Genomic DNA, 24,678 nt, shown 5'->3' with positions numbered 1-24,678 from the left:
TAGCTATGTATGGACGGGATAAGTGCTGAAAGCATCTAAGCATGAAGCCCCCCTCAAGATGAGATTTCCCAACTTCGGTTATAAGATCCCTCAAAGATGATGAGGTTAATAGGTTCGAGGTGGAAGCGTAGCGATACGTGGAGCTGACGAATACTAATCGATCGAAGACTTAATCAATTTTATAAACCGTTTTGATTGGTAATGATATTTTACTTACTATCTAGTTTTGAATGTATAATTTAATACATTTCATTGTCTGGTGACAATGGCAAGGAGGTCACACCTGTTCCCATGCCGAACACAGAAGTTAAGCTCCTTAGCGCCGATGGTAGTCGGACTTACGTTCCGCAAGAGTAGGACGTTGCCAGGCAAGTAGAGACCGCAAGGTCTCTTTTTTTGCTTTAAAAGAGCTTAACTTCTGAATACTCTGACAAGTAGAAAGCGTTTGAAGCTGACGAATTGAGCGAACGACGACTTGAACTTACGCGTGGTAAGTGAAAGAGGAGAAAGAGAAAATGAGGAAAGATGCGAGCGCTTGGCTACATGTCAGAAAAGCGCCTTAGCGCCGATGGTAGCAGACTTACGTTCCGCAAGAGTATGGTAAGTGGAATATAAGCGTTAAAGCGCTTATATAAGTACCACTAAACTAAAAATCAGAAAATAGAAATCTTTCATCATAGATTAATAGATATGATGTCATAAAAACAAATGTAATAAGTGGTACTTTACAGGCAAGTAGAGACCGCAAGGTCTCTTTTTTTTATATCCAAGGACCTTAACTTCGCAATCACTATAAGAAAGTAAAAGGTATTAAAAACCAATGTTACTATAAAAATGATTTATGTAAATTAAAAAGAGCAATCATTTATATTGAAATGATTGCTCTTTTTATGAAAAAACGCTAATTAGTATTAAATAAGAAGTGAGTAAAGCATTTTATTTTCGTTAATATAAATATTTGAAGGATCAAAATCATCTACATTGGCTTTAAGTTGATCTAAATCGTTATGTTCATAAAGTTGTATACCAATAATAACCGTACCTGTATTTTGTGATGATTTTTTTAAGTATTCAAATTTTGTGATATCATCTTTTGGACCTAATACATCATTTACAAATTCTCTTAATGCACCTGGTCTTTGTGGAAAGTTCAAGATGAAATAGTGTTTCATCTCTTCGAAGAGTAATGAACGTTCTTCGATTTCTTTCATTCTATTGATGTCATTGTTACCACCACTAACGACACAAACAACTGATTTTCCTTTGATTTCTGATTTGTATTGTTCTAAGGCACTTACACTTAATGCACCTGCTGGTTCTGCAATAATTGCCTGTTTTGAGTACATATCTAAAATTGTGCTACACACAGCACCTTCATGTACTTGAACATAATCATCTACAACATTTTTTGCAATGTCATAAGTGATTTCACCGACACGTGCAACTGAAGCGCCATCGACAAACTTATCAATATTAGGTAATGTTACGATTTGATTTTCTAATACAACAGAGGCATACATACTACTAGCTCCAGCTGGTTCAACACCAACAATGGATGTGTTAGGTGAATGTTCTTTAAAGTATGTGCCAACACCTGAAATTAAACCGCCACCACCAATTGCTGCAAATAAGTAATCAAATTTGACATTATCTTCTTTAGATTGATTAAGGATTTCCTTTGCAAGTGTACCTTGTCCTGCAATTGTATATATATTATTAAAAGGATCAATAAAGTTCATTTGATGTTCTTGTGTATAGGTAAGTGCTTCTTTCAAGCAATCATCAAAAGTATCACCTGTAAGAACGACTTCTACATTTGTACCACCGAAAAATTTAACTTGGTTAATTTTTTGTAGTGGTGTCGTCACAGGCATAAAGATTACTGCATTTAAATTTAATTTGCTAGCAGTAAACGCTACGCCCTGAGCATGATTACCTGCACTTGCACAAGTAATTCCATTTTGTCGTTCTTCTTCTTTTAAAGTAATGATTGCATTATATGCGCCTCTTAATTTGAAAGAACGTACCCATTGTAAGTCTTCACGTTTTAAATATACATCGCACTCATATTTATGAGAGAGATAATGATCTTTTTGAAGAGGGGTTTCTTTCACTATATCTTTTAATTGTAAGAAAGCTTCATCAATATCTTTAGAAGAAACAGTTGTTTTTACAGTCATAAGTTTCACACCTTTATTTAATAAGATTAAAATGTTTTTGTTTTTTCATAAGATTTAATTTGTTCTTCATATTCTAAAGTAATTGCTATATCATCTAAACCTTTAACAAGTTTATTTTTCCAAGTATCATCAATATCAAAGTGGAATGATTTTTCTGATGTATAAACGGTTTGATTAGGTAAATCTACAGTAATTTCTTTAGCTTCTGCTAGATATTTTCTTGCAGGCTCATCTAGAACGATAGGCAACATGGCGTTCTTAGTACAATTCATATAGAAAATATCACTATAACCACCTGCAATAATAATATCAAATCCGTAATCTTTTAGTGCCCATGCTGCATGTTCACGACTTGAACCACAACCAAAGTTATCACCAGTAATCAAAATGCTCGCACCTTGATACTCTGGTTTATTTGGATTAAAGTCTGGATTATCAGAACCGTCATCTAAATAGCGCCATTCATCGAAAGCAAATGGTCCAAACCCTGTTTTTGAAATTCGTTTCAAATGTGCTTTAGGAATAATTTGATCTGTATCAATATTATCATTAAATAATGGTACAACCTTTCCTGTATAAGTAGTAATCGGTTTGATTTCCATATTAAACAACTACCTTTCTTACATCTACGAATTTACCATTTATAGCAGCTGCTGCAGCCATAGCAGGGGAGACGAGATGTGTTCTCGCACCTTTACCTTGTCTACCTTCAAAGTTTCGGTTACTCGTTGAAGCACAGTGTACACCGGTAGGAACTTGATCCGGATTCATACCTAAACACATTGAACAACCAGGTTCTCTCCAATCAAATCCTGCATCTTTAAAGACTTTATCTAGACCTAGCTTTTCAGCTTCAATTTTTACAGTACGTGAACCAGGCACAACAATAGCGGTAATATTTGGATGTACTTTATTACCTTTGACAATTTCACTAGCTTCAACTAGGTCTGATAGTCTTGCATTAGTACATGAACCTAAGAACACATAACCAAGTTCAATATCTTCAGCTTTTTGACCTGGTTTCAAATCCATATAATTATATGCACGTTCATCGTTAACATTTTGAATTTCTGGGAAAGGTTCATTGAAACTCACTCCCATTTCTGGATTTGTTCCCCAAGTAACTTGTGGTTCTAAATTTGTAACATCTAAAGTGATAACTTTGTCAAATTGTGCATCATCATCTGTGTAAAGCTCTTTCCACTCATCTATTGAATATTCATAATTAGTTGCATAAGGACGACCTTTTACATATTCAAAAGTAATATCATCTGGTTGCATCATGCCATATTTTGCACCGGCCTCAATGGCCATGTTACAAATCGTCATACGCGCTTCCATAGAAAGTGATCGAATTGTCTCACCAGTAAATTCCAATGCATAACCCGTTCCAAAGTCAACACCGTACTGACTAATAAGATAGAGAATGATATCCTTAGCATAAACACCAGTAGGAAGTTTCCCTGTAACGTCAATTTTTAAATTTTTTGGTTTAGTTTGCCAAAGTGTTTGAGTTGCAAAAACATGTTCAACTTCACTTGTACCGATTCCAAATGCAATAGCGCCAAATGCACCATGTGTTGCAGTGTGAGAATCGCCACATACGATTGTTTTACCAGGTTGAGTTAATCCTGTTTCTGGTCCAACCATATGCACTATACCTTGTTCGTCAGAACCCATATCAAATATATGAACACCAAACTCTTTAGCATTTTTTTGCAAAGTTGTAATTTGTTTGTTTGCAATCTCATCCTTAATGTTAAAAATATCTATTGTTGGTACGTTATGATCAAGTGTCGCGTACGTTAAATCCGGACGACGTAGTTTACGATTTTGAAGACGCAAACCTTCAAATGCCTGAGGAGATGTAACTTCATGTATTAGATGTAAATCAATGTATAATAACTGTGGGTCACCTTCTTTACCAGTTAAGACATGTTTATTCCAAACTTTATCAAATAGTGTTTTACCCATATGACATCTCCTCCTTTTATAGATTTTCTTTTACAAAATTAAATATTTCAGATGTTTTATAATGACCATTTAGGTCTTGGGTTGTCTTGCCTTCTTTAATCAATTGATAAATTACAGTTTCAAGTTTTGTAGCTGCTTCATTTTCATTAAGACTCTCTCGTAAACACATTACAACTGAAAGTAGCATTCCAAATGGATTAGCCTTATCTTGATTGGCGATATCAGGCGCTGAACCATGAATGGGTTCATAAAGTCTTGGGCCTTGTTCACTAAAGCTAGCAGAAGGTGAAAGACCTAAAGAACCAGGAATAACTGAAGCTTCATCACTTAAAATATCACCGAATAAGTTTTCAGTAACGATGACATCAAATTGAGATGGGTTGGTAATTAAATGCATTGCGCAAGCATCCACTAATAAATGATTTACTTCAACCTCAGGATAATCTTTCGCCACTTCATCTATGACTTTACGCCACAATTTACTAGAAGATAAAACATTTTCTTTATCTACAGAAGTAAGTTTTTTATGACGTTTCTGTGCTAAATCAAATCCAACTCTAGCAATGCGCTCAATTTCATCACGACTATAAGTTAAAGAGTCTAGTGCTGATTCGTCATTCCAATGTTTTGGCTCACCGAAGTAGATACCTCCAGTTAGCTCTCTTACTAAAATAAAATCTGTTCCTGCTACGCGTTCTTCTTTGATAGGGGATAAATGGCTTGTGCCATTTGTTACTGTAGTGGGGCGAATATTAGCAAATAGACCCAATGCTTTACGTATACCTAATAAACCTTGCTCAGGCCTATTATTTGGATCTGTCCACTTAGGTCCCCCCACAGCACCTAGTAAGATTGCATCTGCATTTTTACAAGCGGTTAATGTTGTTTCTGGAAGTGGTTTGCCATGATTATCGATAGCGATACCACCAAAGTCGTGACTTTCGATCTCATAATCGAAATTGAATTGTTCACTTAATTTTTCTAAGACTTCTAATGAACCATTTAAAATTTCAGGACCAATTCCGTCACCTGGCAATGCTACTATTTTGTAACTCATGAATGTATACCTTCTTTCTTAGATGTATTAGCTGCATATTTTGCATGAGCTTCTACATAAGCTTTACATGATGCAAGTAGGATATCATGGTCGATGCCAACACCAGTGACAATCTGGTCATTAATTTTAAGTTGTACGTGTACTTCACCTTGTGCATCAGTACCTTCTGTAACAGAATCGATAGTATAATCAATTAGTTCTGTTTCCTTCTTAAATATTCTATCAACTGCATTATAGATGGAAACGATTGAACCTGTACCAATACTTGAATCTTGATAGGTATTACCTTCGTTGTCTTTAATGACTACTACTGCACTTTGTAATCCACTTGAGACAAATTGTAATTGCAATGTCTCGACTTGATAAATTGCATTTTGTTCGTGCTCAGTACCTTGAATTAATGCGTGGATATCTCTATCGGTAACAGATTTTTTCTTGTCAGCAATTGCTTTGAACTGCTTAAATAATACTTTTTGTTCTTCAGGAGAAACGTCATATCCAAGCGCAATTAATTTTTCTGCAAATGCATGCTTACCTGAAAGCTTTCCAAGTGGAAGTTCTGTAGTATCAACGCCAACTAATTGTGGTGTCATAATTTCGTATGTTTCAGGATTCTTTAGAACACCGTCTTGATGGATTCCTGATTCATGGCTAAATGCATTTTGACCAACAATTGCTTTGTTTCTTGGGACTCGAATACCGGCAAATCTTGAAATTAAATCTGAAGTTTGTTTAGTTTCAGCAAGTTTAATTTGTGTTTGGTTATTGTAATGATCTTGTCGAACGTAAAGGCCAAGTGCAACTTCTTCTAAAGCTGTATTACCTGCACGTTCCCCAATACCATTTAAGGTGCCTTCAATTCGTTTAGCACCATTTTCAATAGCGGCCATACTGTTAGCAACAGCTAAACCTAAGTCATCATGGCAATGTGCACTGTAAATTACATCTTGATTTGTTTTAATTTGATCTAGAAGTGTTTTAAAAATTTGACCATATTCTGAAGGATAACTGAAACCTACAGTATCTGGGATATTGATAACAGTGGCACCAGAATCAACAGCTGTTTGTACACATTCGATTAAGAATGGTAACTCTGTTCTTGTCGCGTCCTCAGGTGAAAATTGAACAACTTCGAAGAATTGCTTTGCGTAAGTTACATGTTCTTTAATAGAAGCTAATACTTCTTCTTTAGTCATCATTAGTTTTGAGTCGCGGTGGATGGGGCTAGTTGCGATAAATATGTGTATTCTTGGTTTAGCGGCTTCTTTAGTTGCTTCATAAACTGCGTCTATATCGGATTTTACGCAACGTGCTAGTCCACAAACTGCTGTTGTTGTTAAAGCTTTTGAAATAGCTTCAACTGATGCAAAACTGCCTGAACTTGATGCAGGAAATCCTGCTTCAATTATATCGACGCCCCATTTTTCTAATTGCTTTGCAATCTTTAGTCGTTCGTCGAAAGAGAAGTTAACCCCAGGTGTTTGCTCGCCGTCTCTTAGTGTTGTATCAAAAATTTGAATATGGCTACTCATTTTAAACATCTCCTAACATTTGTTGTAATTATTGATAATTAAATAGCATCCCCTGAAGGTTTTATAGTCGCTTTATTCAATCGTAATGTATAAAGCATCATAAGTGATTTATATTGTTATGAATTTAAATATAAAATGACTTATAATGCTTTAATTACGATGGTTAGCTATTTAAGAATCAAATTATTTTTGAATACTTTTTGATTTAATGAATGGCATCATTTCGCGTAGGTCTTTACCAACAGCTTCGATTTGATGGCCGTGTTGTTCTTCACGTAATCTATGGAATTCTTCAAAGTTATTTTCATTATCTTTAATGAAACGATCACTAAAGTTACCTTTTTGAATATCTTCTAATACAGCTTTCATATTATCTTTAACATCTGGTGTAATTACACGTGGTCCTGATACATAATCTCCAAACTCAGCAGTATTCGAAATTGAATAACGCATGTTTTCCATACCGCCTTCATACATTAGGTCAACGATTAATTTCATTTCATGTAAAACTTCGAAATAAGCGATCTCTGGTTGATAACCAGCTTCTACTAATGTTTCGAAACCTGATTGAATTAATTTTGTAGCACCACCACAAAGTACTGCTTGTTCACCAAATAAATCTGTTTCAGTTTCTTCTTTGAATGATGTTTCTAATACACCAGCACGTGTTGCACCGATGCCTTTAGCATAACTTAAAGCTAAGTCTCTAGCTTCACCACTAGCATCTTGTTGAACTGCAAATAGGGCAGGGACTGCACTACCTTCAGCGAATGTACGACGAACTAAGTGACCTGGACCTTTAGGAGCTACTAAGAATACATCTACATCTGCTGGTGGTTGAATTACGTCGAAATGAATATTAAATCCATGTGCAAACACTAATGCATTGTTTGCTTCTAAATTAGGTTCGATTTCTTCTTTATATACTTGGCCTTGAATTTCATCTGGTAATAAGATCATGATGACATCAGCTTGTTTTGCTGCCTCATTTACAGGGTAAACTTCGAAACCATCGTCTTTAGCTTTATCAAAAGAACTTCCTGGTCTGATACCGATGATTACATCATAGCCGTTATCTTTTAAGTTTTGTGCATGAGCATGTCCTTGAGAACCATATCCCACGATTGCTACTTTTTTACCTTGTAATGCGTCTTTTGTAACTGATTGGTCATAATAAACTGTTGTCATAATAAAATCCTCCATGTTTTAAATAAATTTTTTAAATTTTCTAAAAACTCAACTAAATAATAGCTGCTGAACCAGTTCTAGAAACTTGTGCAATACCATATGATGATAAATCGTCTAATAAGTTGTCCATTGTATATTGAGGACCAGATGCTTGAAGATAAGTATAATCATCTTCTTTCTTTAATATAGAGATTAGCGCATCATACGGTTTTATTACTTTTTCTAACTGTGCATTATTAGATGGTGTTTGTAATTTCACTAATACTAATTCTCTATTATAAGTATTAGTATCAGTAATATCTTCGACGTGTATAATGTTTATTTGTTTCTCTAGTTGTTGAATTAAATTTCTTAATACATCTGTGTCAGGCACTTCTGCTACAAATGTTATATCTGATACACCATCTTCTAATGTAGGTGTTGCAGAAAGTGTGACGATATTAAATTGTCGACGTACAAAGATACTCGTTAATCTATTTAATGTTCCTGCTTTATCTCTTACTTTCGTTCTAAATGTTCTTCTCATGATAGTCCCTCCATCTCATGGTTCGCTTTGCCACTAGGTACCATAGGTGTTACAGGCTCTATCGGTGAAATACGTACTTCAATAAGTGCTGGACCGTCATGATTAAATGCTGCATCGATTTGTTGTTCTAATTGTGTAGGATCATCGATTAAGAATCCTTTAACATTATAGGCTTCTGCTAATTTCAAGAAATCTGGTTGATCATTGAATACAGAGTGTGAAAAACGTTTGTTAAAGAACTTATCCTGCCATTGTTTAACCATACCAAGTGTCCCGTTATTTATTAGAACTACTTTAATGTCTAAACCATATTCTTCAAGTATTGCCATTTCTTGATTTGTCATTTGGAATCCACCATCACCAACAATAGATACAACTGTTTTATCCGGAGATGCTAATTTTGCACCAATTGCAGCTGGAATACCAAAGCCCATCGTTCCTAAACCGCCACTTGTTACTAACTGTCCATGAGATTTAAATGGATAGTATTGAGCTGTCCACATTTGGTGTTGACCAACATCCGTAGTAACAATTGCATCACCATCTGTGATTTCACCGATATACTCGATCGCACGCTGTGGTTTTGAAAATGATTCGTCTTCATCTTTACTATACGAAAATGGATGCTTTTCTTTATTACTATTACAGTATGCTAACCAATCATCGTGTTTTATTGAGTAGCTTTCATAGTCTAACAAAGCTTCTAATGTAGCTTTACAATCAGCAACGATACCTAAATCAACTTTGATAATCTTATTGATTTCAGAAGGATCAATGTCTACGTGTACGATTTTTGCGTTTGGCGCAAATTCATCAGGTTTACTTGCTAGTCTATCGTCAAATCTGCTACCAAAGTTGATGAGTAAGTCGCATTCCGTTAGTGCCATATTACTAGCGTATGATCCATGCATGCCTCCCATTCCTAAGAAGAGGGGATGTTCATATGGTATAGCGCCTAGGCCAAGCAATGTACTTACTACAGGTAATTGATGTCTAGTCACAAATTCAGTGAATACATCATTTGCTTTTGCATGATTTATACCTGCTCCTGATAATACAATCGGTTTTTTTGCTGATTTTAAATAATCACGCAATTTTTGAATTTCATTTTCAGCTGGTTTATCAGCTACGTGGTATCCAGGTAATTCTAATTCGTCTGTCGTCTGTGCATTTGTTGAAAGAATACCCATATCTTTAGGGAAATCTATTACAACTGGACCTTTACGACCTGTGTTTGCAATATGAAATGCTTCATGAATAATCTTAGGAATTTCATTTACATTTTTGACTTGATAATTGTGTTTTGTAATCGGTGTTGTCATAGAAAGTAAATCTGCTTCTTGGAAAGCATCTTTTCCAATTCCTGCTGTTGCAACTTGACCTGTAATTACAACAAGTGGTAACGAATCACTATATGCATCTGCAATGCCAGTGATAGCATTTGTAGCTCCAGGACCGCTTGTAACAACAACCACACCTGTGTTTCCTGATACACGTGCATATCCTTCGGCTGCATGTGTTGCACCTTGCTCATGTCTAGCTAGAATGTGTTTGATTTTACCATCATAAAATGTGTCATAGAGGGGAAGGACAGCACCTCCTGGATAACCAAAGATAAAGTCAACATTTTCATTTGCTAAAGACTCAACTAATAATTCAGAACCAGAACGCATTTCATCTACTGTGTCTTGCTCGAGTTCAACTTCGGGCTCTACTGAATGTGCTGCTTCCAAAGAATCAAAATTTTCTGACTTTTCATACTCAAGTGTTTCAATTTGTTTAGACATTGTTCTCACTCCTTAGATAAGGTTTTCAGGTACTTGCATAATTCCACCCGTATTTGCACTTGTAACTAATGCTGTATAACGTGCAAGGTAACCAGATTTAACTTTTGCTTTAAATGGTTTTAAGTCTTGCTTTCTAGCTTCTAATGTTTCAGTAGATACATCAACATCTAATGTACGATTGGTTAAATCAATTGTAATTTCATCACCATCGTTGATTAATCCGATAGGTCCACCAGCTGCTGCTTCAGGTGATACATGTCCTACAGCAATACCTCTTGTTGCACCTGAGAAACGACCATCTGTAATTAAGGCAACGTCTTTACCTAACCCACGACCAACGATTGAAGAAGTAGGAGCTAGCATTTCAGGCATTCCAGGTCCACCTTTAGGTCCTTCATATCTAATGACTACGACATGTCCTTCTCTAACAGTATGATTGTCGATTGCTTCAACAGCTTCGTCATGTGAATCGAAACAAATAGCTTTTCCTTTAAATACTTTGATAGATGGATCAACACCACCAACTTTTATGACTGCACCTTTAGGAGCTATATTTCCGTATAAGATTGATAGTCCACCTTGTTTGTCATACGGATTGTCTAGATGTCTAATTACGTCGCTATTTAAAATTTCTTTATTTTCATTATTTTGTCGTAATGTTTGACCAGTTGCAGTTATTCTATCAGGATGTAATGTACCTTCTTTTTTAAACAACTCATTGATGATTGCAGGAACACCACCAGCTTCATGAACATCGTGCATTGAATATGATGAACTTGGAGCTATTTTTGATAAATAAGGTGTCTTTTTAGCAATTTCATTAATTCTTGTTAAATCATAATCAATACCTGCTTCATTAGCGATTGCTAATGTGTGCAATACAGTATTTGTAGAACCACCCATAGCCATGTCTAATGCGAATGCATCATCAATTGCTTCTTCAGTGATGATATCTCTTGGTTTTAAATCATTTTTAATGTTATCTACTAATTTGAATGCTGCTTCTCTTATCATTTCACGGCGTTGTTCGCTGACTGCTAATGCAGTACCGTTATAAGGTAATGCTAATCCTAATACTTCCATTAAACAGTTCATTGAGTTAGCTGTGAACATTCCTGAACAAGAACCACAAGTAGGGCAAGCATTTTGTTCCATATCTAAAAATTCATCTTTTGAAATTGAGCCATCTTTAAATGCACCAACAGCTTCGAACATTGAAGATAATGTTAAGGCTTTACCCTGAGAAGATAATCCAGCTTTCATTGGACCACCTGAGCAAAAGATTGCTGGTACGTTTGTTCTTACAGATGCTAACAACATTCCTGGAGTGATCTTGTCACAATTTGGAATATAAAATACGCCATCAAACCAGTGTGCATTGATAACTGTTTCAGCAGCGTCTGCGATGATTTCTCGTGATGGAAGTGAATATCTCATGCCAATGTGTCCCATGGCAATACCATCATCAACACCAATAGTGTTAAATTCGAAAGGAATCGCACCTGCTTCTCTAATTGCTTCCTTAGCAATATCTCCTAATTCTCGTAAGTGAACATGTCCAGGGACAATATCAATATAGGAATTACAGATTGCTACGAAAGGTTTATTCATATCGGTAGGCTGTTTTAAAGCGCCCGTAGCGTGTAAAAGACTTCTTGCTGGAGCTTGATGATCTCCTTTTTTGATCATATCGCTTCTCATGTTTGATTCCCCCATAAAATTGAAAATAAAAAAACGTCCCAATAATAATTGGGACGTTCTTAAGTCCCATTCAACTAGAAAGAGGACTTAAACTCTTAGTAATTTCTTTACTAAAGTTCCAGTCCTACGAGCATAATAAAATGACTAAAATATTTGAAGTTGTCGGTTGATATTGCATTGTACTTTGCATCATTTTATTATGCTCCTTTCGATAGAATGGTTTATTTTTTGATTTGTTAGAAATATCTAAAAATTTGATAAATTAAATTTACTACATCGATGTGATGATGTCAATAACTATTTGTAATTTTCTTACAATTCAAATAACTACAATTTATTGAATTAGTTATATTATGTTGAAGTAAAGTGACTTAAAATTTGTTAAAATATAGGAGTTAATTTATTAGACATTATGCTTGCTAATTCCTATGATTGACTAGAGGTTAACGCGTAATACACATTTTCTATTATCTAGACGGATGTACTTAATCTAAATTTAGCATGTGATGTACAAGCTGATCAGAAAAATCAATAATGTAATTTATTATAGGTAAGTCATTTAATTCATGGAGCATAATAGTTAAAATGCGCTCAGATGTAAATGTCAGTATATTTTTATTTTGAAATACAAAGTGCGAATAACCATGCGTTACTGACGTGTAAAGGAGTTTAACGATGATTAAGATAAAAAATTTAGACGAAATGGAACATTTTGCTAAAGTATTAGTGAAACATGTAAGTGCAAAAGATATAATTTTGCTTAATGGCGATTTAGGTGCCGGCAAAACAACACTTACACAATTTATTGGTAAAGGACTCGGTGTTCGTAGAAATATCAATTCACCAACATTTAATATTATTAAGTCTTATCAAGGAACCGATGTTAAATTACATCATATGGATTGTTATAGATTAGAAGAATCCGATGAAGATTTAGGGTTTGATGAATACTTTGAGGATAATGCTGTAGTCATTATCGAGTGGAGTCAATTTATTGCAGAATTTCTCCCATCAGAATTTTTAACAATTAATATTCATACAATCTCAGAACATGAAAGAGCAATTACGATAGAAGGGCACGGTACGCATTATCAAAAAATAAAGGAGGCAGTTGAACGTGAACTATCTTTTGATTGATACATCGAATCAACCATTATCAGTGGCAGTGGTACAAGATAAAGAAACGCTCAGTGAGATTAATACGAATATTAAAAAGAATCATTCCATACAATTAATGCCGTCGATTAAGCAAGTGATAGCAGATAGTGGTTTAGACAAAAGTGCAATAGATGGTATCGTTGTAGCAAAAGGCCCTGGTTCTTATACCGGATTAAGAATTGGAGTAACAGTTGCTAAAACGTTAGCCTATGCAATGAATGCTAAATTATATGGTGTTTCTTCATTAAAGGCGCTTGCAGCAACTGCAAAAAATGAACAAGGTCTTATTGTACCTGTGTTTGATGCGAGACGAGAAGCGGTCTATACAGGTGTGTATAAATATGTTAATCAACAACTTGTAACGGTTATTGAAGATCAATATTTGCCAATTACTCAATTACTACAAGCATTACATGAACTGGGGGAAGATTATACGTTTGTTGGACCTGACACAGACCATTTGCAGATACATCTAGATGGTAAATGTGTTGCAAATATACCCCAAGCAAAATATATGATAGAAATGCTCGAGTCACCCGAAAATGTGCATGAATTCACACCAAACTATATTAAATTATCAGAGGCTGAGAGAAATTGGTTAAACCAACAGAACAAGAATTAAATATACGATTTATGACAAAGGACGATGTACCACAAGTATTTGATATAGAGCGGGCTAGTTTTAATGATAGTAGTTGGTCAATTGATGCTTTTTTCCATGAAATTGAAAAGAATGAATTTGCAAATTATTTCATAATTGAATATGATGCACAAATCATTGGATATATAGGCATTTGGATAGTTATTGATCAAGCGCAAATTACTACTGTAGCTATAGATAAAGACTTTAGAGGTTATGGCTTAGGACAATTATTATTAAAATACGCCATGAATTATGCACAATCAAAATGCGATGTTATGAGTTTGGAAGTAAGAGTAGAAAATACGGTAGCACAACATGTGTACACAAATTTGGGTTTTCAATATGGAGGAAAGCGCAAAAATTATTACGGTGAAGGTGAGGATGCGTTAGTCATGTGGGTGAATTTAAATGAATAAAGATACGGTTATATTAGCAATTGAATCAAGCTGTGATGAAACAAGTGTCAGTATTATAAAAAATGGCACACAAATAATGAGTAACATCGTATTAAGTCAAATTGACAGCCATAAGCGTTTTGGTGGTGTTGTACCTGAAGTAGCTAGTAGGCACCATGTAGAAGGTATAACTACAACTGTTGATGAAGCGTTGTTGGAAGCAGGTATCAACATGGAAAATGTAGATGCGATAGCAGTTACACAGGGTCCTGGATTAATAGGTGCACTATTAGTGGGCATTAATGCTGCTAAAGCACTAGCCTTTGCATATGATAAACCACTTATACCTGTCCATCATATTGCAGGACATATTTATGCCAATCACTTAGAAGAGCCGCTTCAGTTTCCACTTATTGCACTTATTGTTTCTGGTGGTCACACTGAATTAATTTATATGAAGGATCATTTGAACTTTGAAGTGATAGGTGAAACGAGGGATGATGCAGTTGGTGAGGCATATGACAAAGTAGCAAGAACAATTGGTTTAAGCTACCCTGGTGGTCCACAAGTAGATAAATTAGCTGCACAAGGTGCGGATGTATATGAATTTCCGCGTGTATGGCTAGAAAAAGATAGCTATGATTTTAGTTTTAGTGGTCTGAAAAGTGCAGTCATCAATAAACTTCATAATTTGAAGCAAAAGGGTGAAACTATAAATAATGCAGATGTGGCAACAAGTTTCCAAAACAGTGTTGTCGAGGTACTTGTTGGTAAAACAATAGCTGCATGTAATGCATATCACGTACAAAACTTAATCGTTGCTGGCGGAGTCGCTAGTAATAAAGGATTACGACAGTCTTTAAATGAAGCCTGTAAAGAAAATAATATTAGTTTAGCTATACCGAGTCCTAAGTTATGTACAGACAATGCTGCGATGATAGGAGCAGCAGGGTATTATCTATATAAAGAGCGTGCGACTGCTGACCTAGCGCTAAATGGCTTTGGTAATATGGATATTGAACTCTTTTCACAATAAGTTTTTTAATAGAATTTGTATGCTAGATAAGATAGTTTGCCTTTGTTGCGAACTATCTTTTTAATTTATGCAAAGAATTGTAATATTTAAATTTAGTTAAAATGGGTATAAACATTTTAGTATCAAAATATAAAAAACATAGCAAAGATATAAACTATAGCAAAGGATAAAAATTAGGGGGGACTTATTTATGAAAGCAGTTCAATATTTTAATTTTCAAAATAGCTTAGCGGCTTTAAATTTCTATGAAAAGCATTTAGGAGCAACAAATATCCAACGCTTAGGTGGAGACAATGAGATGTTTAACGACATGCCAGATGAATATAAAGTAGATGCGGATTTCACTATGCATGCCTCATTTGAAGTATTTGGTGAAACATTTTATTGTAGTGATACATGGAAAAATAAAAAAATTGATAATAGTGGTGCGATTGTTGCATTCACATTTGATCAATCAGATGAAGAAGCGAAAAAACGTGCAGTAGACTTCTTTAATAAGGCAGTAGAAGCGGGATGTGAAGCAACGATGCCTTTAGGTAAGACAGAGTGGTCAGAATTATATGGTATGTTTAATGATCCATTTGGGGTTACTTGGATGATTAATGCTGAATAACCTTAATTTGATCTTGCGTCGATCTTACTATTTAAGGAATTAAATTCAGTTGCAAGTTGAAATATGAACATAAAAATTTAAATCAAAATCCAGCAAATGAAATGGCTCATTTGCTGGATTTTTATATTTTGCAATAGAGTGTCGTGTTGTATTAAGTAAGTACACCGTCTTAACTTTGAACTTAGGTAAGAAGTATGTGGCAATTTCAACTAAGTGTAGCGTAATTATTTATACAAAGTAAAGTTATTGTGTTGTCGATTTTGCGCGTTCATAAATAGAATTTGGAAAGTCAGTGATACGTAATAATTCAATAGCATTTCGTGTGTCAGCTTTTCCAGATTTAATCTTATAATCAAAATCTATTGTGTTACCTGAAATGGATTCATTGAAATGGTAATTGGAATATTGATGATCTAATAGTTCAGATAATTCAATATCGTGCGTTGCAGCAATAACCGTATAACCATCTTGTTGGTCAAAATAATTGAGTACTGCTTCAGACGCTGCTATACGTTCAGTGGTATTTGTTCCTTTAAATATTTCATCTATAAAGCAATAAATATGGTCAGTTAGTGTTAAATCAAATAGGCGTTTGATTGACTTTATTTCGGTCATAAAGTAACTGTCACCAGAAAGAATATCATCTTGGTTAACCATTGATGTATAGACATAACCTGGTTGATATTTAAATTTAGTTGCTGTTGCGGTTTGAATAGTTTGAGCTGTAATTAGGTTTAAGGCGATTGCCTTCATAAATGTTGATTTTCCTGAAGCATTTGAACCAGTTAATAAAATATGATTATCAACATTCAAAGTATTTGGTACAGCATTTGGAATTAAGGGGTGGGTCAATCCTTCAAAGGTCACTTCTTGATGATTTACAACTTGAGGTAAGCAATATTCATCTAACGTTTCTCGCCACAATGCTACTGCATAATGATTATCTACTTCTGCAACATAGTCATAGCATGCCATGACTTCGGATTCATATTTTTTAAAGCTATTTTGAATGAGATGGAATACATGATAATCAAACATAAATATTAACTTAATTAACATAATAAGTACAAAGGTATCATCATTAGAATTAGCTCTCCCTAATAAACCACTGAACTTTCGTGCTACTACAAAGTGTGTAAAATTCACAGCTGTTTCTGGTGTACCATCTATTTTGTGAATATCATAAGCACGTTTAATTACATTTGAAGTATAGAATATAGAATTTAAATCTTGGTCAAATGTTTTGCGAATTGTTCCGCTCAATATCATATTAAATAATAGTGAAGCTATGGTAAGTAATAATCCATATTTAGCATTGAATATAGATAATATGAGAAAGATAAATGGTAGATAAGTACAGGCCATATAAAAATTATTTCGCTGTATGTATGCTAACTGATTAGGAAACAATGGATAAATTGATTTACCTAATTTTGCTAAGTGAATAGAGACGCTTTCTCTGAATGATACATTTGATTTAAATCGCTTGATTAATGATTCATTCTTCACTTGATACATTTGCCTTAGAGTAGCGTATAAACGCATTTCACCAATAGAAGTGAAATTAAAGTTTATATTTTGAAATAACTGGTCCATATTTAAATCAGACCATGTTTTATCATCGATTAATTTATCTGATTGATGCTGATGCTTGAATGTATCATATTGATAATGATAACGATGGTATGGACGAATAAAGCGCTCTAGTGGTTTTTGTCTATACCATAAGTTTTTAATATCATTCTTAAGACGGTAATTAATTACGATATTAGAAATAATCGCAATAATTAAACTAGCTAGAACAAAAGCAATAAAGAACCACAAAATCGTGGGCATGGTGAAACACAGTCCTTTCTCTCTATATAGTGTAGTCCTTTTTTATTATGACATTCATATAAAGAGATAACAATGTGGATTCTTAATATTAAAACGTCTGAACAATGTCAATAGGGAACGTGCGTACTTATTAACAATAAGTGTATAAGTTGTGGATAAATCAGAGGATTAATGTGGATATGGAGTGTATTTCCAAAAAATCACAGCAATAAAAGTTACTTTTTACCTGTGTATAACTAGGATAACTTTGTGGATAGCTTACAATTCAAGGAATTTAATTGTGTATAAAAAAGTGTAAAATATATCCTATGAAAAAAAGCCAATGTAATAAAATATACATTGGCTTAAGTGAAAATCAGGATATTATTGTAATGATTCTTGTAATTCTGCCCATTCTGACATAACCTGTTCTAATTTTTGTTCGGTTTCTGCTTTTGCTATTGCAATATCATTTGCTTTATCTGGATTTGAATAAATTTCAGGTTTAGTGAGTTGAACGTTTAAATCATCGATTTGTGCTTCGTAATCTTCAATTGCTAATTCACATTGTTCTATTTTACGAGTGATTTGTCGCTGTGCTTTCTTTTGTTGCTTTTGATCAATGTAATTATTTGTTTTAGCTGTATTGTCTATTTGTTGTTCTACCTGTGATTGTTCATGCTTAGATTTTAATGCTTCAGTTTCTTCTAGTTTATCAACATAATATTGATAGTCACCTAAATAGAGCGTGCCTCCCGTTGTGTCTAAATCAAATACTTTGTTAGCTAATTGATTGATAAAATAGCGATCGTGGGAAACAAATAACAATGTACCATCGAAATTTAATAAAGCTTGCTCTAACATTTCTTTAGAATCAATATCTAAATGGTTAGTCGGTTCATCCAAAATTAATACATTATTACGTTCCAGCATTAATAGTGCAAGTTGTAGACGTGCTTTTTCTCCACCTGATAAATCATTGATAACTTTTTTTACGTCATCTTGTACAAATAAAAATCTGCCTAATACTGCTCGAACATCTTTTTCATTCATGGTAGGGTATTGATCCCAAATATAATCAAGAATTGATTTTGTTGATTTAAATTCTGCTTGCTTTTGATCATAATAGCCAATTTTTAAGTTTGCACCTTTAGTGATGTCGCCTGAAATTTTTGGTTGGCGTTCTGCTATAGTTTTGATCAGCGTAGATTTACCAATACCATTTGGTCCAATGATTGCGATATGATCACCTTTGGTAATTTCTAAATTGATATTTGAAGTGATTGGTTCGTCGTAACCAATGGCTAGATTTTTAATATGAAAAACATCGTTACCCGTATTGCGTTCAAAATCAAATTCAATATTTGCACTTTTAGCATCTAAGATAGGCTTATTAATAAGTTCGATCTTTTCTAACATTTTACGTCGGCTTTTTGCCATACCCGAAGTTGATGCACGAGCGATATTTTTTTCTACGAATGTCTCTAATTTTTTAATTTCTGCTTGCTGACTTTCATACTCTTGCATCTTTTTTTGGTAATATTTATCTCTTTGTTCAATGAATTGACCATAATTTCCAACATAATGTTGTACATCACCAAGTGCGACATCATATATTTGATTAACAATTTTGTCTAAGAAGTACCTATCATGGCTGATTATGATAATAGCGCCTTTAAAGTAATTTAAGTAACTTTCAAGCCATTGCGTCGTCTCCATATCTAAGTGGTTAGTAGGTTCATCTAATAGTAGCAGGTCAGGTTCATTCAATAACATTTGAGCTAAAGATAATCTAGTCTTTTGTCCACCACTGAAATCGTTAATTGGTCGGTTGAAATCATCTTCTGTAAAGTTTAATCCATGTAATACAGTTTTAATTTTACTTTCATATTGATAGCCTTCTTGTTGCTCAAATTGGTTTGAGATACTTTCATAGCGCGCAATATGTGCTTTATATTCGTCAGTATCATATTCCTCTGCATGTTTAGCTAACCAATCTGTTTCAAATTTCATTTGTTCTTGCATTTCTTTAATATGTTCAAAGGGCTTCGTCATTTCTGCGATTACCGTTTGATTGGTATTTAAAGTCATTTGTTGTGTTAAATAACCCATTTTTAAATTTTTAATTTTTGATATATGTCCAGAATCATAATCTTCGACACCTGCAATAATTTTCATTAATGTAGATTTACCAGCTCCGTTACGTCCAACAATACCGATACGTTCCCCTGTCTTAACTTCTAAATCTACGTTGTTGAAAATATCATCCCCGTCGAATGATTTTGTAATATCGTTTAATTGTAATAATATCATTCGAATTTGCACCTCTCTATTCAAAATCTATTTTACCGTATAAAGCGTATGGATAAAACTATCAGTGTTTATTTTTATATATCATTAATGTATAATGTTGTAGTAATTATTAGATTATTTAGTATTATTATTTAAATTAGGGGGACATGATCTTGGCTAATCAAAGCGATAAGATTCCTCGTGCAACGTTGAAACGTTTACCGTTATACTACAGATTCGTCAACACATTAAAATCAAAAGGTATAGATAGAGTGAATTCAAAGGCAATCAGCGAAGGATTGAATATAGATTCTGCAACTATTCGTCGTGATTTTTCATATTTTGGAGAACTAGGAAAAAAGGGTTATGGCTATAATATAGATAGCTTATTACATTTTTTCAAAAATGAAATTAGTGAAAATGATGAAATTAAAATTGCCATTGTTGGTGTTGGGAACTTAGGTAAAGCATTGTTAACTTACAATTTCTCAATCCATGATGAAATGACAATAACGGAAGCTTTTGATATACGAGAAGATGTGATAGGTACTGAAATCGGTCAAGTAAGTGTTAGTAATTATGCAGATATTACCGAGGTTCTAGAACGTGAACAAATAGATATCGTAATCCTTACTACACCTGAAGATGTTGCGCAGCAAGTAACAGATAAGTTAGTAGATGTTGGAGTGAAGGGAATATTAAACTTTACACCAAGTCGTGTATCTACGCCATCTGATGTGCAAGTTCATCATATTGATTTAGGTATAGAATTACAATCATTATTATTTTTTATGAAAAATTATAGTAACAAATAATTTTAACAAACGAGTTTACTTATTTAATAGAGATAAGTAAACTCGTTTATTTTTGACTTACTTTTGTTAAAGAAAGATTTCAATATTATCGTTTTATTTGTACGGACAAAAATTAAAATATATTGACTTATATGGACAAATATAATACATTGTAATTGTAAACGTTTTCATAAAAAGGGGTTAAGGGGGATTTTATGGAGCAGATAAACAATCCAATTGTAATACAGAGAGCAGATCCGTTTGTTTTTAAGGAATCAGGAACATATTATTTTACTGGTTCTTATCCGAAATATGACCGTATTGTTTTGAGGAAAGCATCGTCATTGAATGAGCTAAATGAAGCAAAAGAACATGTTGTATGGACTAAAGATTTAGATGGAGAAAAAAGCGCATTGATTTGGGCACCTGAAATTCATAAAATAAATGATAAATGGTATATCTATTATGCAGCAGCACCAAATGATTACATTGAGGATGATACATTTAATCATAGAATGTTCGTCTTAGAGAATAGTAATGATGACCCACTTACAGATAACTGGATAGATAAAGGGAAAATAGATACAGGATGGGAAACATTTTCGCTGGATGCAACCGTTTTTGAATTAAATGGGCGTTTGTATTATGTTTGGGCACAACAAGATATAGAGATACCAGGACACTCAAATATCTATATTTCTGAAATGGAAAATCCATGGACATTAAAAGGGTCACCAACAATGTTAACGATACCCGAATATGACTGGGAGTGTAAGGGTTTTTGGGTGAATGAAGGGCCAGCCATTTTAATAAAAGAGCAACGTATATTTTTAACATATTCTGCGAGTGCAACAGGTATTGATTACTGTATGGGAATGCTTGTTGCTTCTGTAGATAGTAATCTATTAGATGTTAATGCTTGGAATAAAGTTGAAGAACCTGTATTTACAAGTGCTATTGAAAATGGACAATACGGTCCAGGACATAATTCATTTACAAAATCTAAAGATGACTTGCATGATGTGTTGGTCTATCATGCTAGAAATTATACAGAGATTGAGGGCGATCCATTGTATGATCCAAATCGTCATGCACGTGCACAATTTATAGAATGGTATAATGGTTGGCCGGATTTTGGTTCACCTGTTCGTGATACGCGTTCAACACCTCATTCTACCAAGATAATTGGAAGTGATGCCATTGATTAATTTAAAGCGTATTACATTTTGGAGATTTGGTGGCATTAATTTCTCTTATTTTGCTATCTGGACATTAATCATTACATTTTTACCACTGTGGTTAAATAGAGTAGCACATTTAAACACAGCAGAAGCTGGAATTGTATTTTCAACAATGTCTATTGTGGCGATAGTACTTGAACCAATTTATGGCGTCATACAAGATAAATTAGGATTAAAAAAGTATTTGTTTGCATTTGTTATTTTTTGCTTACTGTTAATAGGACCATTTTTTGAATATGCTTTTATTCCACTAATCAATATGAATGTGCTGTTAGGTAGTGTATTAGGTGGTTCATTTATTAGTTTGTGTTTGTATAGTGGTGTGGGGGTCGTCGAATCATATTGTGAAAAGTCGAGCCGAGCAAATACCTTTGAATACGGCCACGCAAGATTGTTTGGTTCAATTGCTGGTGGTTCGTTCGCATTTATTGGTGGCATTATGTTTGTGAAACAGCCCAATAGTATATTTTGGGTATGTACTATAGCAGCGTTATTACTTGGTATTATTCTCTGGTCTGTTAAAGTCAACGCATTTAAATATCAAAAGGATGATAAAACGAAAAATGAAAGAGCATATGTAAATAAAAATACAATTCTAAAGTTATTTAAAAATAAAAGTTTTTGGGGATTGTGTTTATTAATTATTGGTAGTGCCAGTTTATATGATGTATTTGATCAACAGTTTCCTAATTATTTTGTTAAATTTTTTACAAATCAAAGTAATGGAGAATCATTATTTAGTAAATTAACTTCAACTCAAATTTTTATTGAAGCGGTTGTTATGATCTTTATGCCATGGATAATTAATAAAATAGGTTCTAAGAATGGCTTATTCTTATTTGGTATTATTTTATTTTTGAGGGTCATAGGTACGGCATTCACAGATGAAGTTTGGTTACTATCATTCTTTAGACTATTAGCAGCGATAGAAATGCCACTAATGTTAGTTTCTATAATGAAATATATCGTAGGTACATTTGATATTAGGCTATCTGCTACAGTTTACATGCTTGCATTTAATGTAGCGAAGCAATTAGGGGTGGCATTTTTCTCTTTAGTAATGGGGAAACTTTATGTAATTATCGGTTTTCAAAACACTTATATTGTTATGTCGCTAATTATTGTTGTCCTTGTTTGTCTAGGTGCTTTATTAATGAGTAATGATAAAATAGATTATCAAAAAATTACGATGAATAGAAAAATAAAAAAAGTAAGTTAACTTTATATATAAAAACCAAATATATACTAATCAAGCCTCTAGAACATAAATACCTAGCATTAAGCCCATCAAAGATTTTTGATGGGCTTGTTATTGCTTGCTTTCCTAAGGAAGCGAGTCCCGGTCTCGACACTCATCTTACTCCCTCAGGTGTCTCGCAAACAATTCGCAGTTCTTAAATGTAATTACTACAATAAATAAGACACTTTAAAATGAATTAATTGAAACAGAAATTACCCCTGAGATAAAACAAAAAATAAAAAACAAATTAAGTGATGAAGATTTAAATAAAATCATAAATCATCGATTATTTACTAAAATTTCTATTTCTAAATATATTAAATATATAAAATGAGCTAAGAGGTTGAAAAGTTACTCTGATTCTAATATTATTAATCTTATTGATTTTATCGGGGAAAGAGGTTATTGAATGACTTGGTTAATTTTTAGTGGGCTCATTGTGGGTGCACTATTAGGTTTTGTAATGCAACGCACACGGTTTTGTTTAGCAGGTGGCTTTAGAGATATGTATGTACAAAAAAACAATAAAATGTTTTATGCATTATTAATCGCAATTACGGTTCAAAGTATAGGTCTATTGATTCTTACGTCAACTGGAATTGTTGAAATACCAACAGCATCATACCCATTAATAGGTACTATTATTGGATCATTTATATTTGGTATAGGGATTATCTTATCTGGCGGATGTGCAACAGGTACATGGTACAGAGCGGGTGAAGGTTTAATCGGTAGTTGGTTAGCACTTGCAGCATATGCATTTACATCAGCAGCAACTAAATTTGGGATTTTATTGCCATTAATGAATGGCTTAAATAAACCAACTAATGTCAATACAAGTATGGCACAAACAACAGGCATTCCAACTTGGATTTGGGTGTTAATATTAACAATTATTACTGTATTTGTAGTGGTTAAGACATTACGTAAGCCAAAACCTAAATTTGCAGTACCACAATTAAAACAAAAATTCACTGGAGTTAGACATTTACTATTTGAAAAGAAATACCATCCTTTTGTTGCCGCAATTGCTGTTGGATTAATTGCATTATTGGCATGGCCAGTCAGTGAGACAACAGGTAGAATGTATGGTTTAGGTATAACGACACCATCAGCAAATATTGTTCAATTTCTCGTTACAGGTGATACAAAGTTACTAGACTGGGGTGTATTCTTAGTTTTAGGAATTTTCCTAGGTTCTTATATTGCAGCTAGAGGATCAAGAGAATTTAAATGGAGACTTCCAGATAAAGCGACAATACGTAATAGTGTTATCGGTGGTGTGCTGATGGGATTTGGTGCGTCAGTAGCTGGTGGATGCTCAATTGGTAATGGCTTAGTAGAGACAGCGACAATGTCTTGGAAAGGCTGGATTGCATTGGCATCGATGATATTAGGCGCATGGACAATGAGTTACTTTTTATTTATAAGACCTATGAAAAAAGCACAAAAATCACAAGTAAATAATAAAAATACAGTTACTTCAGGAACACAAATGACTTAAAG

General features: G+C 33.9%; 20 protein-coding genes and 2 rRNA genes. 11 read left to right on the top strand and 11 right to left on the bottom strand.

Going from position 1 to position 24,678, the window contains the following annotated elements; genetic code table 11:
* Together ACF91D_RS21575 and rrf are read left to right on the top strand one after the other, a co-directional pair.
* A 23S ribosomal RNA gene (locus tag ACF91D_RS21575) occupies positions 1-177 on the top strand; the annotation flags it as partial.
* A 78-nt stretch (positions 178-255) separates the two neighbouring features.
* Positions 256-370: ribosomal RNA gene (gene rrf / locus ACF91D_RS21570) — 5S ribosomal RNA — on the top strand.
* Positions 371-911: 541 nt separating this feature from the next.
* Here the strand turns inward: rrf and ilvA are convergent.
* The 9 genes from ilvA to ilvD form a co-directional block, all read right to left on the bottom strand.
* Positions 912-2,180 carry a threonine ammonia-lyase IlvA gene (ilvA, locus tag ACF91D_RS21565; protein WP_042739426.1) on the bottom strand — a complete coding sequence of 423 codons (1,269 nt, stop codon included), beginning with the start codon at positions 2,178-2,180 and terminating at the stop codon, positions 912-914.
* 26 nt (positions 2,181-2,206) lie between these two features.
* Positions 2,207-2,782: a 3-isopropylmalate dehydratase small subunit gene (leuD, locus tag ACF91D_RS21560; RefSeq protein WP_042739425.1), complete on the bottom strand. Its 576-nt coding sequence runs from the start codon at positions 2,780-2,782 to the stop codon at positions 2,207-2,209.
* 1 nt (position 2,783) lies between these two features.
* The gene (gene leuC / locus ACF91D_RS21555; RefSeq protein ID WP_042739424.1) at positions 2,784-4,154 is read right to left on the bottom strand and encodes a 3-isopropylmalate dehydratase large subunit; all 1,371 of its coding nucleotides are present in this window, start codon (positions 4,152-4,154) and stop codon (positions 2,784-2,786) included.
* A 16-nt stretch (positions 4,155-4,170) separates the two neighbouring features.
* On the bottom strand, positions 4,171-5,211 hold the full coding sequence (leuB, locus tag ACF91D_RS21550; protein ID WP_042739423.1) for a 3-isopropylmalate dehydrogenase: 1,041 nt from the start codon (positions 5,209-5,211) through the stop codon (positions 4,171-4,173).
* Positions 5,208-6,743 carry a 2-isopropylmalate synthase gene (locus ACF91D_RS21545; RefSeq protein WP_107527506.1) on the bottom strand — a complete coding sequence of 512 codons (1,536 nt, stop codon included), beginning with the start codon at positions 6,741-6,743 and terminating at the stop codon, positions 5,208-5,210. Before ACF91D_RS21545 ends, leuB begins: the two co-directional genes overlap by 4 nt.
* 183 nt (positions 6,744-6,926) lie before the next feature.
* Positions 6,927-7,931, bottom strand: a complete 1,005-nt coding sequence (gene ilvC, locus ACF91D_RS21540) for a ketol-acid reductoisomerase (RefSeq protein ID WP_107513073.1) — start codon at positions 7,929-7,931, stop codon at positions 6,927-6,929.
* A 52-nt stretch (positions 7,932-7,983) separates the two neighbouring features.
* Positions 7,984-8,457 carry an acetolactate synthase small subunit gene (ilvN, locus tag ACF91D_RS21535; protein ID WP_107527507.1) on the bottom strand — a complete coding sequence of 158 codons (474 nt, stop codon included), beginning with the start codon at positions 8,455-8,457 and terminating at the stop codon, positions 7,984-7,986.
* Positions 8,454-10,244 carry a biosynthetic-type acetolactate synthase large subunit gene (ilvB, locus tag ACF91D_RS21530; protein WP_042739419.1) on the bottom strand — a complete coding sequence of 597 codons (1,791 nt, stop codon included), beginning with the start codon at positions 10,242-10,244 and terminating at the stop codon, positions 8,454-8,456. Before ilvB ends, ilvN begins: the two co-directional genes overlap by 4 nt.
* Before the next feature lie 12 nt (positions 10,245-10,256).
* Positions 10,257-11,945 carry a dihydroxy-acid dehydratase gene (ilvD, locus tag ACF91D_RS21525; protein ID WP_042739418.1) on the bottom strand — a complete coding sequence of 563 codons (1,689 nt, stop codon included), beginning with the start codon at positions 11,943-11,945 and terminating at the stop codon, positions 10,257-10,259.
* A gap of 675 nt (positions 11,946-12,620) precedes the next feature.
* Here ilvD and tsaE point away from each other — a divergent pair.
* From tsaE to ACF91D_RS21500, 5 genes are all read left to right on the top strand, one after another.
* Positions 12,621-13,082 (top strand): tRNA (adenosine(37)-N6)-threonylcarbamoyltransferase complex ATPase subunit type 1 TsaE, encoded by a 462-nt coding sequence (gene tsaE, locus ACF91D_RS21520; protein WP_107527116.1) that lies wholly within the window; start codon positions 12,621-12,623, stop codon positions 13,080-13,082.
* Positions 13,063-13,725, top strand: a complete 663-nt coding sequence (gene tsaB / locus ACF91D_RS21515; protein ID WP_107590057.1) for a tRNA (adenosine(37)-N6)-threonylcarbamoyltransferase complex dimerization subunit type 1 TsaB — start codon at positions 13,063-13,065, stop codon at positions 13,723-13,725. The genes tsaE and tsaB overlap by 20 nt, the downstream gene beginning before the upstream one ends.
* 11 nt (positions 13,726-13,736) lie before the next feature.
* Complete coding sequence (rimI, locus tag ACF91D_RS21510) at positions 13,737-14,162, top strand: ribosomal protein S18-alanine N-acetyltransferase (protein ID WP_392437695.1); 426 nt, start codon at positions 13,737-13,739, stop codon at positions 14,160-14,162.
* The gene (gene tsaD / locus ACF91D_RS21505; RefSeq protein ID WP_107527113.1) at positions 14,155-15,177 is read left to right on the top strand and encodes a tRNA (adenosine(37)-N6)-threonylcarbamoyltransferase complex transferase subunit TsaD; all 1,023 of its coding nucleotides are present in this window, start codon (positions 14,155-14,157) and stop codon (positions 15,175-15,177) included. Before rimI ends, tsaD begins: the two co-directional genes overlap by 8 nt.
* Before the next feature lie 190 nt (positions 15,178-15,367).
* Positions 15,368-15,790 (top strand): VOC family protein, encoded by a 423-nt coding sequence (locus tag ACF91D_RS21500; protein ID WP_107527112.1) that lies wholly within the window; start codon positions 15,368-15,370, stop codon positions 15,788-15,790.
* 243 nt (positions 15,791-16,033) lie between these two features.
* On the opposite strand, the gene ACF91D_RS21495 is transcribed toward ACF91D_RS21500, so the two are convergent.
* Together ACF91D_RS21495 and ACF91D_RS21490 are read right to left on the bottom strand one after the other, a co-directional pair.
* Positions 16,034-17,626, bottom strand: coding sequence for a MutS-related protein (locus ACF91D_RS21495; protein WP_107527111.1), 1,593 nt, complete (start codon positions 17,624-17,626; stop codon positions 16,034-16,036).
* A 363-nt stretch (positions 17,627-17,989) separates the two neighbouring features.
* Positions 17,990-19,918 (bottom strand): ABC-F family ATP-binding cassette domain-containing protein, encoded by a 1,929-nt coding sequence (locus tag ACF91D_RS21490; protein WP_107527110.1) that lies wholly within the window; start codon positions 19,916-19,918, stop codon positions 17,990-17,992.
* A 146-nt stretch (positions 19,919-20,064) separates the two neighbouring features.
* On the opposite strand from ACF91D_RS21490, the gene ACF91D_RS21485 reads away from it, so the two are divergent.
* The 4 genes from ACF91D_RS21485 (at position 20,065) to ACF91D_RS21470 (ending at position 24,676) form a co-directional block, all read left to right on the top strand.
* Positions 20,065-20,712, top strand: a complete 648-nt coding sequence (locus ACF91D_RS21485; RefSeq protein ID WP_107512835.1) for a redox-sensing transcriptional repressor Rex — start codon at positions 20,065-20,067, stop codon at positions 20,710-20,712.
* Between the two features lie 194 nt (positions 20,713-20,906).
* Positions 20,907-21,899, top strand: coding sequence for a glycoside hydrolase family 43 protein (locus ACF91D_RS21480; RefSeq protein WP_107527109.1), 993 nt, complete (start codon positions 20,907-20,909; stop codon positions 21,897-21,899).
* Entirely contained in the window at positions 21,892-23,151 is a 1,260-nt protein-coding gene (locus tag ACF91D_RS21475) for an oligosaccharide MFS transporter (RefSeq protein WP_232161492.1), read from the top strand. The genes ACF91D_RS21480 and ACF91D_RS21475 overlap by 8 nt, the downstream gene beginning before the upstream one ends.
* Before the next feature lie 430 nt (positions 23,152-23,581).
* Positions 23,582-24,676, top strand: a complete 1,095-nt coding sequence (locus tag ACF91D_RS21470) for a YeeE/YedE family protein (RefSeq protein ID WP_107527107.1) — start codon at positions 23,582-23,584, stop codon at positions 24,674-24,676.
* Positions 24,677-24,678: the final 2 nt, after the last annotated feature.

This window comes from Staphylococcus sp. 231237_7MaSpsaltlick (genome assembly GCF_043107035.1).
This window is presented reverse-complemented; position numbering and strand designations above follow the sequence as displayed.

Excerpts from the sequence above, each read along its gene's own strand:
- ilvD (WP_042739418.1), bottom strand. The coding sequence starts at position 11,945 with ATGAGAAGCGATATGATCAAAAAAGGAGATCATCAAGCTCCAGCAAGA.
- ACF91D_RS21485 (WP_107512835.1), top strand. The coding sequence starts at position 20,065 with ATGATCTTGGCTAATCAAAGCGATAAGATTCCTCGTGCAACGTTGAAA.
- ilvN (WP_107527507.1), bottom strand. The coding sequence starts at position 8,457 with ATGAGAAGAACATTTAGAACGAAAGTAAGAGATAAAGCAGGAACATTA.
- ACF91D_RS21545 (WP_107527506.1), bottom strand. The coding sequence starts at position 6,743 with ATGAGTAGCCATATTCAAATTTTTGATACAACACTAAGAGACGGCGAG.
- ilvC (WP_107513073.1), bottom strand. The coding sequence starts at position 7,931 with ATGACAACAGTTTATTATGACCAATCAGTTACAAAAGACGCATTACAA.
- leuD (WP_042739425.1), bottom strand. The coding sequence starts at position 2,782 with ATGGAAATCAAACCGATTACTACTTATACAGGAAAGGTTGTACCATTA.
- ACF91D_RS21470 (WP_107527107.1), top strand. The coding sequence starts at position 23,582 with ATGACTTGGTTAATTTTTAGTGGGCTCATTGTGGGTGCACTATTAGGT.
- ACF91D_RS21495 (WP_107527111.1), bottom strand. The coding sequence starts at position 17,626 with ATGCCCACGATTTTGTGGTTCTTTATTGCTTTTGTTCTAGCTAGTTTA.
- leuC (WP_042739424.1), bottom strand. The coding sequence starts at position 4,154 with ATGGGTAAAACACTATTTGATAAAGTTTGGAATAAACATGTCTTAACT.
- tsaE (WP_107527116.1), top strand. The coding sequence starts at position 12,621 with ATGATTAAGATAAAAAATTTAGACGAAATGGAACATTTTGCTAAAGTA.
- ilvA (WP_042739426.1), bottom strand. The coding sequence starts at position 2,180 with ATGACTGTAAAAACAACTGTTTCTTCTAAAGATATTGATGAAGCTTTC.
- ilvB (WP_042739419.1), bottom strand. The coding sequence starts at position 10,244 with ATGTCTAAACAAATTGAAACACTTGAGTATGAAAAGTCAGAAAATTTT.
- tsaD (WP_107527113.1), top strand. The coding sequence starts at position 14,155 with ATGAATAAAGATACGGTTATATTAGCAATTGAATCAAGCTGTGATGAA.
- ACF91D_RS21500 (WP_107527112.1), top strand. The coding sequence starts at position 15,368 with ATGAAAGCAGTTCAATATTTTAATTTTCAAAATAGCTTAGCGGCTTTA.
- ACF91D_RS21480 (WP_107527109.1), top strand. The coding sequence starts at position 20,907 with ATGGAGCAGATAAACAATCCAATTGTAATACAGAGAGCAGATCCGTTT.
- leuB (WP_042739423.1), bottom strand. The coding sequence starts at position 5,211 with ATGAGTTACAAAATAGTAGCATTGCCAGGTGACGGAATTGGTCCTGAA.
- rimI (WP_392437695.1), top strand. The coding sequence starts at position 13,737 with ATGACAAAGGACGATGTACCACAAGTATTTGATATAGAGCGGGCTAGT.
- ACF91D_RS21490 (WP_107527110.1), bottom strand. The coding sequence starts at position 19,918 with ATGATATTATTACAATTAAACGATATTACAAAATCATTCGACGGGGAT.